This is a genomic window from Acuticoccus sp. I52.16.1, from assembly GCF_022865125.1.
In the GTDB taxonomy this organism is placed as follows: Bacteria; Pseudomonadota; Alphaproteobacteria; order Rhizobiales; family Amorphaceae; genus Acuticoccus.
The window spans coordinates 3,773,672-3,787,977 of record NZ_CP094828.1 but is presented as its reverse complement, the minus strand read 5'-3'; the positions used below and the strand labels follow the sequence as shown (position 1 = coordinate 3,787,977).

At 69.5% G+C, this 14,306-nt stretch carries 10 protein-coding genes, 1 tRNA gene and 1 pseudogene; 3 read left to right on the top strand and 9 right to left on the bottom strand.

Going from position 1 to position 14,306, the window contains the following annotated elements; translation table 11 throughout:
• From modC to MRB58_RS17000, 4 genes are all read right to left on the bottom strand, one after another.
• Entirely contained in the window at positions 1-1,086 is a 1,086-nt protein-coding gene (gene modC, locus MRB58_RS17015) for a molybdenum ABC transporter ATP-binding protein (protein WP_244778297.1), read from the bottom strand.
• Positions 1,083-1,766: a molybdate ABC transporter permease subunit gene (gene modB / locus MRB58_RS17010; protein WP_244778296.1), complete on the bottom strand. Its 684-nt coding sequence runs from the start codon at positions 1,764-1,766 to the stop codon at positions 1,083-1,085. Before modB ends, modC begins: the two co-directional genes overlap by 4 nt.
• 290 nt (positions 1,767-2,056) lie before the next feature.
• Positions 2,057-2,923: an RNA polymerase factor sigma-32 gene (locus tag MRB58_RS17005; RefSeq protein WP_256461680.1), complete on the bottom strand. Its 867-nt coding sequence runs from the start codon at positions 2,921-2,923 to the stop codon at positions 2,057-2,059.
• A gap of 245 nt (positions 2,924-3,168) precedes the next feature.
• Positions 3,169-4,605: a tannase/feruloyl esterase family alpha/beta hydrolase gene (locus MRB58_RS17000; RefSeq protein ID WP_244778294.1), complete on the bottom strand. Its 1,437-nt coding sequence runs from the start codon at positions 4,603-4,605 to the stop codon at positions 3,169-3,171.
• A gap of 183 nt (positions 4,606-4,788) precedes the next feature.
• Between MRB58_RS17000 and MRB58_RS16995 the strand changes: the two are divergent.
• Positions 4,789-5,274, top strand: a pseudogene (locus MRB58_RS16995) (ferritin-like domain-containing protein); the annotation flags it as partial.
• A 262-nt stretch (positions 5,275-5,536) separates the two neighbouring features.
• On the opposite strand, the gene MRB58_RS24840 reads toward MRB58_RS16995, so the two are convergent.
• From MRB58_RS24840 to aroA, 4 genes are all read right to left on the bottom strand, one after another.
• On the bottom strand, positions 5,537-5,671 hold the full coding sequence (locus MRB58_RS24840; RefSeq protein ID WP_256461679.1) for a hypothetical protein: 135 nt from the start codon (positions 5,669-5,671) through the stop codon (positions 5,537-5,539).
• A 191-nt stretch (positions 5,672-5,862) separates the two neighbouring features.
• A complete protein-coding gene (rpsA, locus tag MRB58_RS16990; RefSeq protein ID WP_244778293.1) occupies positions 5,863-7,566 on the bottom strand; it encodes a 30S ribosomal protein S1 in 1,704 nt (567 codons plus the stop codon).
• A 183-nt stretch (positions 7,567-7,749) separates the two neighbouring features.
• A complete protein-coding gene (cmk, locus tag MRB58_RS16985) occupies positions 7,750-8,388 on the bottom strand; it encodes a (d)CMP kinase (RefSeq protein ID WP_244778292.1) in 639 nt (212 codons plus the stop codon).
• Complete coding sequence (aroA, locus tag MRB58_RS16980; protein ID WP_244778291.1) at positions 8,385-9,716, bottom strand: 3-phosphoshikimate 1-carboxyvinyltransferase; 1,332 nt, start codon at positions 9,714-9,716, stop codon at positions 8,385-8,387. The genes cmk and aroA overlap by 4 nt, the downstream gene beginning before the upstream one ends.
• Before the next feature lie 172 nt (positions 9,717-9,888).
• Here aroA and MRB58_RS16975 point away from each other — a divergent pair, with 172 nt between their 5' ends.
• Complete coding sequence (locus MRB58_RS16975) at positions 9,889-10,266, top strand: TIGR02300 family protein (RefSeq protein ID WP_244778290.1); 378 nt, start codon at positions 9,889-9,891, stop codon at positions 10,264-10,266.
• A 44-nt stretch (positions 10,267-10,310) separates the two neighbouring features.
• Positions 10,311-10,386, top strand: a tRNA-Ala gene (locus MRB58_RS16970).
• Between the two features lie 350 nt (positions 10,387-10,736).
• Here the strand turns inward: MRB58_RS16970 and MRB58_RS16965 are convergent.
• On the bottom strand, positions 10,737-14,192 hold the full coding sequence (locus MRB58_RS16965; RefSeq protein ID WP_244778289.1) for an autotransporter outer membrane beta-barrel domain-containing protein: 3,456 nt from the start codon (positions 14,190-14,192) through the stop codon (positions 10,737-10,739).
• Positions 14,193-14,306 lie beyond the last annotated feature (114 nt).

Sequence of the window (14,306 nt, the reverse complement as noted above, 5' to 3'; positions counted from 1 at the left end):
TCAGCCCAGAACGGTCACGTCTTCCGGCGGGACCGCGACGGCCTTCAAAATCGCGGTGCAGGGGCAGCCCGGCGCAAGGCCCAGGTCGCGCACCGATCGCTGCGTCAGCCGGGCGAGCAGCCGGTCATCGCCGCACCGCAGCCCCACCAGCGCCCCCGGCCCCTCCCCCTCCCGCACGAACGAGACGACCGCCGGGAGCACGTTGTGGGTCGACAATCCGGCCACCGCGCCGGTGCCGACGATGATGTCCGTCGCGCGCAGACGCAGCCGCACCCGCGTTCCCGGCGGTGCGGCGACCAGCGGCAGCGTCAGCCGCACGGTGGAGAGGGCGACCTCGGTCAGCGCGTCGTCCGGCAGGTGGGCGGCGATGCGCCCCTCCAGGATGGCGCCGGCATCGCGCGGGCCCATGATCGCGGCGGTCGCGGCGTCGGCGAAGACCTCGGCCACCGGACCGGCGGCCACGCTCCGGCCGCCTTGCAACATGACGACGCGGTCGGCGAGCCGCGCCACCTCGCTCACCGCGTGGCTGACGTAGATCATCGCGAGGCCGGTCTCGGAGCGCAGGCGGTCGAGGTAGGGCAGGATCTCGGCCTTTCGCGCCTCGTCGAGGGCGGCGAGCGGCTCGTCGAGCAGCAGGAGATCCGGCGAGGAGGCGAGCGCGCGCGCGATCGCCACGCGCTGCTTCTCGCCGCCCGACAGCCGTCCCGGCCGCCGGTGCAACAGCCCGCCGATGCCCAGAAGCTCGACGATCGGCTCCAGCGGGCGGGGTGCGCCACCGCCGAAGCGGCGTGCAAAGGCGAGGTTGCCGGCGACGGTGAGATGCGGGAACAGGCGCCCGTCCTGGAACACCACCGGCGTGCGGCGCGCATGCGGCGCGACAGCCCGGCCGCGCTCGGAATCGAACAGCACCCGATCGCCGACGACGACCCATCCCGCCTCCGGCCGCTCCAGCCCGGCGATCATCGCGATCACGGTGGATTTACCGGCGCCGGAGCGGCCGAACAGCGCGGTCACGCCGCCCTCCGCCTCGAACGCGACGTCGATCGGGAAGCGGGCCCGACGGCGCAGGTCGACGGAGACCTTCAATGCCCGCGCACCCATTTGGCGGTGCGGGTGGCGAGGATCTCCGACCCGAACAGCGCCACGACCGAGATCGCCACCGAGATAGCGACCAGCACCAGCGCCCCCTCCTCGCCGCCGGGAACCTGAAGCTCGGTGTAGATCGCGAGCGGCAGCGTGCGCGTCTGACCCGGTATGTTGGAGACGAAGGTGATCGTGGCGCCGAATTCGCCCAGCGCCTTGGCGAAGGCGATCACCATGCCGGCGAGGATGCCGGGTGCGATCAGCGGCAGCGTCACGAACACGAACGTCGCCACGGGGCCGGCGCCGAGATTGCGCGAGGCCGCCTCGACGCGCACGTCGACCGCGTCCACCGCCAGGCGGATCGCCCGGACCATCAGCGGAAAGGACATGACCCCGGCGGCGAGGGCCGCGCCCGTCCAGTTGAAGGCGAAGACGATGCCGAGGTCGGCGAGCCAGGCGCCGATCGCCCCGCGCCGCCCGAAGAGCAACAGCAGGAGGTACCCGGTCACCACCGGCGGCAGGATCAGCGGCAGGTGAACCAGGACGTTGAGGAGCCAGTGCCCCGGAAACCGTGCCCGCGACAGGACGACGGCGACCACGAGGGCCAGCGGCAGCGCCGCCATCGTCGCGGTCAGCGCCACCTGGAGCGACAGGCTCACCACGGGCCAGATGCTCACGTCCATCAGCGCGCGGGCCTCGTCGGCGCATCGGCCGGGGCCGCGCCACGCGGCAGCCGCCTCATTGTCGCAGACATCTCGATCGGTCGAGCCTCGTTCGGGTCGATGGCGAGGCGGCGCCGCCCACGACGCGCGCCGGCACCGCAGCCGCCGAGCCGGAAAAAAAAAGTGCCGCCTCAGTGGTGTCTGAGACGGCTTAGCCCATCAGGGAGGAAAACGCACCTCGCCGATACGCCGGCGAGGCGAGGACGACAGCGCCGCCCCGAGCGGGATCCGCGGCGCGGCCGCGGGCGCGGTCAGCTGACGAAGACCTGCTGCTCGTGGTCGCGCAGCAGCGCGGAACGGAGCTTCTGCAGGGCGCGGTTCTCGATCTGGCGGACGCGCTCCTTGGAAATGCCGAGCTTGGCGCCGAGCGATTCCAGCGTCGCGCCCTCCTCGGTCAGGCGGCGTTCGCGCACGATGCGCAGCTCGCGCTCGTTCAGCTCGTGCAGCGCGGTCGCCAGCCATTGCGAGCGGCGGTCGGTGTCGATCGTGTCGGTGACGTTCTGGTCCGGCAGGGGGGCGTGGCAGGGGAGGAAATCCTGCCGATCGGCCGCGGAGGAATCGCTCTCGATGACCGGGGAGTTGAGCGAGGTATCGGGCGCGGAAAGGCGCGAGTTCATCAGCTCCACGTCGGCCTTGGAGACGCCGATCGCCGCGGCGATCTCCTCGTACATCGCCGCGTCGGGCGAACCGGAGCCGTTGCGGGCCATCTTGGCGCGCAGCCGGCGAAGGTTGAAGAACAGCGCCTTCTGCGTCGACGACGTGCCGCCGCGCACGATCGACCAGTTGCGCAGAATGTAGTCCTGGATGGAGGCGCGGATCCACCACGTCGCGTAGGTCGAGAAGCGCACGTTGCGCTCCGGCTCGAACCGCGCGGCCGCCTCGAGCAGTCCGACGTGGCCTTCCTGGATGAGGTCGCCCATGGCGAGGCCGAAATGACGGAAGCGCGACGCGATCGAGATCACGAGGCGCATGTGGGCGGCGGTCAGCTTGGAGAGTGCGCTCTCGTCCTTGTCGTCCCGCCACCTCAGCGCCAGTTGGTGTTCTTCTTCGCGTTCCAGGTAGGGGGCGCTCATGGCGGCCTTGACGAAGTGACGCGGCGATCCATTTTCCGTTGACATAGAAGAACACCTTCCCCGGGCACGAACGATCTGGTGGCTCCATGTGAAGTCACGTGCGATGGCATTCGTTCCCTGGAATCTTCCGCCTCAGGCAAAAAAGTTGTCGCAGATTAACATTAGCCCTAATGACGCGCGTCGATTCGCGGGCGCGTCTCTCACGCGAGGCGCGTCGGCAGGGGCGGCCCGCGACGGGCCCGCCCCTGGCATGGCGCCCCCCGCTCTCGCGGACCGGAGGGCGCGCCGCACTACCGCCTGAGGATCGTCTCGGGGGCCGTCCCCTCCTCGACCCACACCTCGATCGGGCCGACGAGATCGAGATCGGCCTGGGAGATGCCGCCGGGTCCCGGTTGCAGGCCGCAATGGTCCATGCCGGGGATCATGAAGAGGCGCACGTTGTTCTCCAGCGTGTCCTTGCCGCCGGAGAGGTCGCTCGCCTTCTCGTACCAGTCGACGGTCTTGTAGGGCGTGACCAGCGGGTCGGCCCAGCCGTGATAGACGATCATCTTGCCGCCCGCCGCGATGAAGGCCGACAGGTCCGGGTCGTCAGAATTGTAGACGCTGTTCATCATCGCGACCTTGGCGGGGTCGGTCTCGAAGTCGAAGTCCTGGGGCGACCAGGTCGGTCCCGGATCGTTCGGGAAGGCCATGAACTGGCCGAACGAGGTGGCGAAGGGCGTCATCAAAGGCGCGCCGCCGGGCTTGCCGGTCAGCCATAGGCTCCAGAACGGCTCCGATCCCTCGGGGATGCCGCCGGGGTAGAGCTGCTCGCCGGCCGCGTTGCGCGGTCCCTTGCGCCACTTGTCGATCACGCCGAGCTCGGCCTCAGAGAGGCAGCCCTCCTCGGCTTCGGCGGTGCAGGCGATGGTGGACAGATCGACCGAGCACGCGCGGGGGTCGGCGATGAGGCCGTCCTCGGCGCCGTCGGCCGCGTCGCACTGCGCCATCACCTCGTCGCCGATCAGCGCCTCCTTGCCGGGCTCGAGGATCGGCTGCCCGTCGGCGCCGGTGTTGGCCTGGAGGAAGTAGGAAAACGCCGTCGCGACGAGGCCGGGATAGTCGATCGCCGGGGCACCGGAGATGATCCCGTCGAACATGTCCGGGTAGGTGAGTGCGGCTCGCTGGGCCATGCGACCCCCGGTTGAGCAGCCTTGGAAGTAGGCGGTGCCGGCGGGCGCGGCGTAGAACGCCTCGATCAACGCCTTGGCGACGCGGTTGGTCTCGCCGATGGAGCGCCAGCCCCAGTCGCGCTCGCCCTGCGGGTTGGCGTAGGCGAACGAGGCGTCGACCACCGAGAGACCGTGGTGGCCGGAGTCGGACGTCGCCGTGGCGTACCCCTTCTCGAGGCCGGGGCGCATGGCGTTGATCACGCCCGGCGCCGAATCGGCGCGGCCGAGGATGCCGCAGAAGCCGCCGCACCCGGTCTGATAGAGCTTGCCGTTCCAGCCCTCGAGCGGCAGGCGCACCTCGATGGAAATGGCCGGGCGGGCGGTGACGCGCACCTCGCAGTAGGCGGGCGAAGCGTCGACGGCTGGCATCCGGCGCGCGGAGCCGACTGTGGCGGCGTCGATCACCACCTGCTCCAACGCCTCGCAGGCGGCAGGGTCCTGAGCGGCGGCGGGGCTCGCGGCGGCGAGGACGGCGGCGCCGGCGAACGCGGCCGCCCATGGGGCTCTGTGGGACATGGTTCCTCCGAAGTTCTTCTTATGATGCCCCCTTCATAGCCGATCTTTCGGGCCGCGTGATGACGTCTCGAACGCCGCCGTCGGTGCCGAGCCACCGGCAACTTTCATCGAGGTTAAAGAGGGAACGGGCGGGCGGCGCCGAACATTCTGGATCGCGGAATGAGTTCCGCGAGGAGAATGAAGATGGCGATGAAATCGCTGAACGATCTTTTTGTCCACACGCTCCGCGACGTCTACTACGCGGAGAAGCAGGCGCTGAAGGGCATGCGCGCGATGCAGCGCAAGGCGAATTCGGACGAACTGATGGCGCTGATCGAGACCCACCGGGAGGAGACCGAGGGGCAGATCGAGACGCTGACCAAGGTGTTCGAGAGCCTGGGCCTGCGACCGCGCGGCGTCACCTGCGATGCGATCAACGGTATCATCGAAGAAGCGCAGGAATTGATGGAGGAGTCGAAGGACGACGCGGTCCGTGATGCGGCCATCGCCGCCGCGGCACAGGCGGTCGAGCACTACGAGATCGCGCGCTACGGCACGCTCGTCGCCTGGGCCGAGGTTCTGGGCCACGCAGACGCCGCGACGATGCTGGCCGAGATCCGCGACCAGGAGATCGCGGCCGACGAGAAGCTGTCCGCCCTCGCGACCGGTTCGCTCAACGCATCGGCGGCCGGCGAGCAGCAGACCGACGACGACGCCCCTCCCGGCGACGACGCCGACATGGAGGCCGACGACGTGGACGGCGCGGCCAAGGGCTCGGCGAAGACCAAGCGTCCGACGCGCAAGGCGGCCTGATCCCGCACCGCGCCGCCGCCACGCCGAGATCGACCCACACGCGGCGACAGCCGCGAAATGGACCGGCGCGCGGCGGCGAACACGAGACTGGCAGACGGGCGGCGAGACAGCCGCCCGTTTCGCGTTTCGGGGCCCCGCGTCAGCCCGGCCGCTCCAGCTCGGCACGCAAGATCGCGGCGGCCTCGGCGAGGGCGCCGTCGCCGGGGTGGGGCAACGCCTGGAAGGTCAGCGTCTCCTGCGCGATGTAGCGGCGGTCGTCGGCATGGACCGTCACCGCCGGGATCTACCCGCGCGATCCGGCAGAAGAGGCAGGACGTCTCGACGGTCGCCATGGGGTCTCCTCGCCTTGCAGCGGTCTTCGCATTGGCGCGCCAGCCGCCGCAGGACAAAAAAAGGCGGGCCGAGGCCCGCCTTTTCTCGTGATCGGGCGGCAGGCCGAAACCTGCCGCCGTGAAGGGAGATCCCTTACTGATCGGTGTTGCGGGCGCGCAGGGCGGCGCCCAGGATGTCGCCCAGCGAGGCGCCGCTGTCGGTCGAGCCGTACTGCTCGACGGCTTCCTTCTCCTCGGCGAGCTCGAGCGCCTTGATGGAGACCTGCACGCGGCGCGCCTTGCGGTCGAACTGCGTGACACGGGCGTCGAACTGCTGGCCGACCTTGAAGCGCGTGGGCTGCTGGTCGTTGCGGTCGCGCGCCAGCTCGGAGCGACGGATGAAGGTGGCGAGCTCGGTGCCCACGATCTGGACCTCGAGACCGGCTTCCTTCACTTCCTTCACCTCGACGGTGACGATCGCACCACGACGGACCTCGGCGCCGTCGGCCGCTTCGGTGAACGGATCGGAGCCGAGCTGCTTGATGCCCAGCGAGATCCGCTCCTTGTCCGGGTCGACCTCGAGCACGACCGCCTTCACGACGTCGCCCTTGTTGTAGTCTTCCATGACCTCTTCGCCCGGACGGTTCCAGTCGAGATCGGAGAGGTGGACCATGCCGTCGATGTCGTTCTCGAGGCCGATGAACAGGCCGAACTCGGTCTTGTTCTTGACCTCGCCCTCGACCGCGGTGCCCGGAGGATTGGCGTCGAGGAACGCCTCCCACGGGTTGTCCATGACCTGCTTGAGGCCCAACGAGATACGGCGCTTCTGGGCGTCGACCTCAAGGATCATCACGGTCACTTCCTGCGACGTGGCGACGATCTTGCCCGGATGGACGTTCTTCTTCGTCCAGGACATCTCGGAGACGTGGATCAGACCCTCGATCCCCGGCTCCAGCTCCACGAACGCACCATAGTCGGTGATGTTCGTGACGCGGCCGGTGAAGCGGGCGTCGATCGGGTACTTCGCCTCGATGCCTTCCCACGGGTCGGCCTGAAGCTGCTTCATGCCCAGGGAGATGCGGTGCGTCTCCTGGTTCACCCGGATGACCTGGACCTTCACGGACTGGCCGATGGAGAGGATCTCGGTCGGGTGATTGACGCGGCGCCAGGCCATGTCGGTGACGTGCAGCAGGCCGTCGATGCCGCCGAGGTCGACGAACGCACCGTAGTCGGTGATGTTCTTGACCACGCCCTCGATGATCTGACCTTCCTCGAGGGACTGGACGATCTCGTGACGCTGCTCGGCGCGGGTCTCTTCGAGGACGACGCGGCGGGACACGACGATGTTGCCGCGGCGCTTGTCCATCTTGAGGATCTGGAACGGCTGCGGCGTGTTCATCAGCGGCGTGACGTCGCGCACGGGGCGGATGTCGACCTGGGAGCGCGGCAGGAAGGCCACGGCCCCGTCGAGGTCGACCGTGAAGCCGCCCTTGACCTGATTGAAGATCTTGCCGGTGACCTTCTCGTTCTTCTCGAACGCGGCCTCCAGGCGGACCCACGACTCTTCGCGGCGGGCCTTTTCGCGGCTGAGGACGGCCTCACCGAGCGCATTCTCGACGCGCTCAAGGTAGACTTCGACGACGTCGCCGATGGAGACGTCTTCCTCTTCGCCGCGGACACCGAATTCCTTGGCCGGCACCCGGCCTTCGACCTTGAGGCCGACGTCGATGACGACGAGATCCTTCTCGAAGCCGACGACGGTGCCCTTGACGACCGAACCTTCGGCCATCTCCGTCTGGTTGAGCGACGCCTCGAGGAGGGCCGCGAAATCGTCACGGGTTGGGGTTGATAAGCTCATTCAATCTCCGGATGCGCCTCTCGGCGCGGCGGCGGGGTTGGTGTTGGTCGGAGCACCCGCCGGCGGTGGTCGCCGCGGTCCATCAGCGGGGGCACAGGTCTCGGATTGCGCCGGGTGGAGAACACGCAAGCCCGAAGCGCAAAAAGCGCAGCCAGCCGCAGCCGTCTCCGCATCAGGCCTCATTTACGCGACGAGAGCGCGCTCCACAACCCTGATCGCGGCGGAAAATGCCGCCTCCGCGTCCATCCGCGTGGTGTCGAGAACGTAGGCGTCGTCGGCCTGTTTCAGCGGGCTGGCGGCGCGGCCGGTGTCGCGCGCGTCGCGCCGTCGCAGCGTCTCGAGGAGTTCGTCGAACAGCGGCCCTTCGGCGACGCCGTGCAGCTCCAGGGCGCGGCGCCGGGCCCGTTCGGCCACGTCCGCGGTGACGAAGAGCTTCACCGTCGCGTCCGGCAGGATCACCGTGCCGACGTCCCGTCCGTCGAGCACGGCGCCGGTGCCCTCGCGTGCGGCGCGCTGCGCGAACGCCCGCTGGCGCTCCACCAGGGCGGCCCGCAGCGCCGGCATCACCGCGATCCGCGAGGCCCCCTCCCCGGCGTGCGTGCTCGTCATCTCCGGGTCGTCCAGCATCGCGAAGTCGAGCGTCCCGGCCGCCTCCACCGCTGCGGCGACGTCGTCCAGCCCGGTGCCGGCGCGCTGCATGGCGAGCGCCACCGCGCGGTAGGTGCGGCCGGTGTCGAGGTAGGCCAGACCGTACTGCGCGGCCAGACGCCGGGCGAGCGTCCCCTTGCCGGAGGCTGCCGGTCCGTCGACGGCGATGATCATGCCTCCACCTCGATGGTCCCGCCGATCCGCGTCATGAGGTCGACGAAGCCGGGGAAGCTGGTTTCCATCACCGACGCGTCGTCGACGGTCACCGCACGGTCCGCGCCCAGGCCCAGCACCAGGAAGCTCATCGCGATGCGGTGGTCGAGGTGGGTCGTCACCATGCCGCCGCCGATCGTGGCGGCACGGCCCGTCACCTCGAGCCAGTCCGCCCCGGTGGCGTGCGGGACACCGTTGGCGGCGAGGCCCGCGGCCACGGCGGCGAGCCGGTCGCTCTCCTTCACGCGCAACTCCTCGAGCCCCTCCATCCGCGTGGTGCCCTCGGCATAGGCGGCGGCGGCGGCGAGCACCGGGTACTCGTCGATCATCGAGGGCGCGCGGTCCGCCGGCACGGTCACGCCCTTCAGCCGGCTGGCGACGACCCGGATGTCGGCGATGGTCTCGCCCCCGGCGTCGCGCTCGTTCTCCATCGTGAGCGCGCCGCCCATCTCGACGAGCGTGGTGATGAGCCCGATACGCGAGGGATTGAGCATGACGTCGCGCACGACCAGCTCCGACCCCGGCACGATCAGCCCGGCGACGATCGGGAACGCGGCGGAGGACGGGTCGGCCGGCACGGTGACGTCGCACGGGCGGAGCGGCTCGCGGCCGGTGACGGTGATGCGCAGGCCCTCCGGCGACGGGGTGCGGCGCACGGTGGCGCCGAATGCGGCGAGCATGCGCTCGGTGTGGTCGCGGGTCGGGACGGGCTCGATGACGGTCGTCTCGCCGGGTGCGTTGAGGCCCGCGAACAGGATCGCCGACTTCACCTGCGCCGAAGCGACCGGCAGACGGTACTCGATCGGCGCCAGCGTCTGCGGCCCGCGGATCGTCAGCGGCAGCCGGTCGCCGGAGCGTGCCACCACCTCGGCGCCCATCTCGCGCAGGGGGTTGGCCACGCGCCCCATCGGCCGGCGCGACAGGGAGGCGTCGCCCACGAAGGTCGCCGCGATCGGATGGCCGGCGACGATGCCCATGGTGAGCCGCGTGCCGGTGCCGGCGTTGCCGAAGTCGATCACGCCGTCCGGTTCGCCCAGCGCGCCGAGGCCGACGCCGTCGACGGTGATGCGGGTGCCGTCGATCGCGATGCCGGCGCCCATCGCGCGCATGGCGGCCGCGGTCGCGAGGACGTCCTCCGCGGTGAGCAGGCCCTCGATGTTCGAGCGGCCGATTGCGAGGGTCGCCATCATCAGGGCGCGATGGGAAATCGACTTGTCCCCGGGGACACGCACGTCGCCTTTCAGCGGCCCGCTCGCCCTTGCGCTTGCCACTCGCCTCTTGCCGGTCATAGATCGTTCGCTCCTACTCCCGCCGTCATAGGCAGTCGCACGTCGGTGATCCACCCTCGCCTCGTGCGGGTGCCGACCGAAGATAGGCGCTTTACATTCCGCCGTGAGGTATGCCATGGGGCCTCGCCTCACTGAAATTCACCATTTTCCTCGACGCTAACGGAGCTTGTCCTTGGCCAAACCCGAACTCGGCACAAAGCGGCTGTGTCCCAACTGCGGGGCCAAGTACTACGATCTGAACCGCGATCCGATCATGTGCCCCAAATGCAACGCCTCCTTCGCGACGGGCATCATCGCCACCCGGCGCGAGACCGCCCGTCCCGCCGACGACGAAGACGAAGAGCTGGAGGCCGACGACGAGGGCGTCGAGCTGGTCGCGCTCGAAGAGGCCGAGGACGACGCCGACGATACGGCCGACTCTCTCGGCGTGGACGACGACGACGACGTGACCGTCGACACCGACGACGACGTTCTTGTGGATGACGAGGACAGCGACGACGAAGTTTCCGACGTCGTGCGCGGTTCCGGCGAGGACGACGACGAACACTAGTTGACGGCGGGAAGCGGACTGTTTATGTCCGCTTCCACCGACGGGGGGCCATAGCTCAGTTGGGAGAGCGCTTGAATGGCATTCAAGAGGTCAGGGGTTCGACTCCCCTTGGCTCCACCATTCCCCGGAGTTTCCAGGATCTAGCTGCGAGCCGAGCGGGTGTGCCACACGAGTGATGCACACGGACGAAGCTGGACGCATCGGTGATACGGACCTCGCGGCGCCTTTCTGGGGAGAACCGGCGAGACGCAGGCCGGACGGCCATGACCGCCGAGAACATGCGGGTCGAACTGGACCTCTCGAAGGTGCGGCATCGGCCTGCGCGGCCCGTCGCGCCTTTGATTCGCGGAGACGCGCAGGAGGGGTCCGGTCACTCCAAGTCGACGGGCGGCGGTCCGACAGGTCCATCCATTCGCCGAGTTTGGCGGTCCTGATCCTAGTTCGAGGCCCCATCGAAATGGGGCGCCTCTTCACCAGTTCACGGTGCCGCCGATCCGTACGCCCAGCGCGTGGCCGGAGACGTCGTTCATCCGCACGTCGTAGTCGCCCGACGCGAACAGGCTCACCCGATCCGACAGGGCCATCGATGCGCCCAGGCCGAGCTGCACCCGCGTGCCCTCGAGCCCGGAATCGAACGACATGGCGTTGCCGCCGCCCAGCCCGGCGAACGTCACCTCCGGTCCATCGCCGAAGGCGTGCCAGAGGTTGGCACGGGCCCAGCCGGTCAATTCCTGGCCGTTCTCCAGCGCCCAGCCACGGCTGACGCGCCCGCCGATCCGGCCGAAGACGTCGTTCGCCGCGTCGTAGTCGACCCGTCCGTAGCTGTCGGCCCCATCGTCGAAGGAGAGACGCTGATAGACGAGCTGCGCCTGCGGCTCGATCACCCAACCCTGGCCGACGTCGAAGCGATAGCCGGCTTCCAGCGAAGCGATCAGGCCGACGCCGTCGGTCTCCAGCGTCTCGCCGGGGACCGAACGCGCTCGGGCCTCGTCGTAGAAGGTGCCTTGCAGCACGGCATCGATGTGGAGCCCGCCGGCCTGTGCATGGTTCCAGTAGGCGCCCAGCGAATAAGCGTCCATCGACACCTTGCCCGCCGAACCGCCGTAGACCGCGTCGACCTTACCGCGCGCCTGCCCCGCGCCGACATAGAAGCCGATCAGATTCTGGATGGTCTCGCCGGGCAGGGAGAGCCGGTGATCATAGCCGGCCTGGAAGCCCGCGAGGTCGACGTCGTAGCTCGGCCCGTCGCTCCGGAAGCGGTCCCACTGCGCCTGCGGGTCGCCGCCGCTGGATCCCTGGCTGCCGGTCTCGCCGAACACGCGGGCCCAGGCCGTGCTGTCGCGGCCCGGCACCCGGGCGGCGACGCGCTCGTCACGGGTGCCGAGAACGGCGAGCCCATATTCGGACGCGATGGCGGGGAGCGCGGTGTCGACGGCGACTTCCGCCCTCACGGCGGGCAACGCGGCGGGGCCGGTCGCACCGCCTTGGGTCGAACGCAAAAACCAGTCGTCGCCCCCGGACGCACCGCCACGATGGATGCCGTATTCGAGCGCGCCGCTCGCGACACGGCTGCCGAGCGTGAAGGCGCGCGGCGTGGTCCGCCCACCGTCGACCGTCTCGATCAGCCGGATGCCGTCGCCCGTGGTGAGCCCGCCGTCGCCGATCGGCGCGACGAGGACGCGGGTCGACCCGCGCGCCAGCCCGCCGTCGACGACCAGGCGATCGCTCGCCCCCCGCGCGCCCAGCGCGGCGTTCATGACCAGAGTGCCATCGACGCCGGAATAGTCGCCGACGGTCAGGCTCTGGAAGCCCGCTCCTTCCGGCGGCGAGAACACCACGGTGCTACCGGAGTTCGCCAGCGCGTCGACTTGCGATCTCACGCCGGCGCCTGCGGCGGGTAGCACCCAGGTGCCGGCGTCGGCCAACGTCAGGTCGATGCGCGCATCGGGCGAGCGGGTGATCGCGCCGATCACCTGCGACCCGGCGGCCGTCAGCGTCAGGTCCGTCCCGCCGGCCACGACCGCCGTGCCGCTTGCGGCAAGAAGCTCGCCGTTCGTCAGCGAAAGCACGGCGCTTCGACGACCCGGCAGATCGCCCATGGAGAGCGCGGCGACGGCCGCCGCGGCCGGGCCCGAGGCGGAGACCACCAGGTCGCTCAGGTCGACACGGGCGCCCTGCCCCAGCACGACGGCATGGGCATCCGCGCCGCGCGTCACCACCGACCCGCCGGCGAGCGCGACGTGCGCCCCCTCGCCCTGCGCGAGCACGCCGAAGCTGTTCGGCGCCGAGGTCGCGACCGAAAGGTTCGTCCCTCGCATCTGTGCGGTCCCGCCCCCGCCCGAGACGTGGAGGCCATAGCCTGTCCCGCTCAACAGGATCCGGCTGTCGACGAGGTCGACCGAACCGTTGGCCTCCACCCACACGCCGTCGCCGCGGGCGAGCACCATGTCGACGTCCGCACCCCGGATCGTCGCCGGGGCGTTGCCGCCGGCGTGAAGTCCCGCGAGGACCGTGCCCGACAGGCTCACGCGGTTCAACTCGGCGACCGAGTTGTCCCGCGCGTCGATACCGATGCCGCTGACCTCGTCGCCGGACAGAACGAGATCGACGTCCGTCAGGGACAGCGAGGCGATACCCGTCGTCGTCGCCAGGAACGCGCCGTCGCCGCCGACCGAGGCGGTGATGTCGCCGCCGCGATCGAGGGTCACGGTGCCGTTTCCGACATAGATCGCGGGCACATAGTCCTGGATCGGCGCGAGCGTCACGCGGCGATCGGCCGAGGCGGAACCGCCATTGTCGGCATAGACGGCGGCACGCGTCAGGAACGGTCCGCTGACGAGGCCGGTCCAGACGGTGCCGGCGCCCACGATGTCGCGTTCGCCATCGGCCGCGACCTGACGCTGGCTGTCCGGTCCGGCCCAGCCGAGAATGTCCAGCAGATCGCGGAACAGATGGGCCGGCGCATCCGAATCGTCGAAATTGCTGGCGTTGAGCAGAATGGAGATCGTGCGATCGTTCGCCCGGTCGTACATGACCAGCGCTTCGAAGCCGAGACCGTTGCCGGTATGGCCGATGAAGCCGGAGATCTCGCCGAGGCCGAAGCCGTAACTGTCATATTCCGGACTTTCCGGGTCCGAGGCGGTGGAACCGAAGGACTTCAGCCGCGCGACATACTCGCGCTTGGTGAGCAACTCCCCGCTGCCGACCGCTTTGCCCCAGCGCTCGACATCGCCGATGACGCCGATCAACCCGCCCGAGGCACCCGCGCCCGTGACGTTGAAGGCGGCGAGCGATTCGGGCTCGGTTCCGTCGTCGTAGTCGACGTAGCCGACCCCGTTCGGCGTCGGCATCGAACCCGCGCCCTGATAGGTGACGGAGTTCAGCCCGAGCCGGTGCGACAGGCGGCGCCGAACCTCCACCGACCAGTCGTTGCCTGTGGCGGCCTCGATCACCTCGCCGAGCAGCACGGTATTGGTGTTCGAATACTCGTAGGACGTGCCCGGCTCGAACTGCAACGGTTCCACGAAGGCGAAATCGAGCAACTCCTGCGGGGTCCAGTCCCGGCCGGGATCCGCCAACAGTTCCGGGACGAAGACCGTGGACGCGGTGTAGTTGAACAGGCCGGAGCGCATCTGCGCCAGCTGGCGGATCGTGATCACGTCGCCGCCGGGCACGCCGCTCACATAGTTGCCGACCGGATCGTCGAGCTTGATCCGCCCCTCGTCGGCCAACTGCAGGACGACCGTGGTGACGAAGGACTTGGTGACACTGCGATACCCGAAATAGGTCTCGGGCGTCGGTGCGGCGCCAGTGGCGATATCGGCGAGACCGGAGTTCGACGTCCAGCGAACATCGCCCTGGCGGACGGCGACCGAGGCTCCGGGAATGCGCTTTTGCGTCAGCGCCTGGTCGATGGCGCGCTGCATTTGTGCCGCCGTCGCCGGGTTGTCCCAGGGGACATCCGTCGCCCCCTGCGCAAGGGCAAGCGTCCCTTGCGTCACGGACCACAATACCAGCGCGGCGGTCGTGAATAGTCGCCC

Bases quoted from the DNA above. Each gene is read 5' to 3' on its own strand.
- cmk (WP_244778292.1), bottom strand. From the start codon at position 8,388: ATGATCATCGCCGTCGACGGACCGGCAGCCTCCGGCAAGGGGACGCTC.
- MRB58_RS16965 (WP_244778289.1), bottom strand. From the start codon at position 14,192: ATGCAGCGCGCCATCGACCAGGCGCTGACGCAAAAGCGCATTCCCGGA.
- MRB58_RS17000 (WP_244778294.1), bottom strand. From the start codon at position 4,605: ATGTCCCACAGAGCCCCATGGGCGGCCGCGTTCGCCGGCGCCGCCGTC.
- aroA (WP_244778291.1), bottom strand. From the start codon at position 9,716: ATGACCGGCAAGAGGCGAGTGGCAAGCGCAAGGGCGAGCGGGCCGCTG.
- MRB58_RS17005 (WP_256461680.1), bottom strand. From the start codon at position 2,923: ATGTCAACGGAAAATGGATCGCCGCGTCACTTCGTCAAGGCCGCCATG.
- rpsA (WP_244778293.1), bottom strand. From the start codon at position 7,566: ATGAGCTTATCAACCCCAACCCGTGACGATTTCGCGGCCCTCCTCGAG.
- modB (WP_244778296.1), bottom strand. From the start codon at position 1,766: ATGGACGTGAGCATCTGGCCCGTGGTGAGCCTGTCGCTCCAGGTGGCG.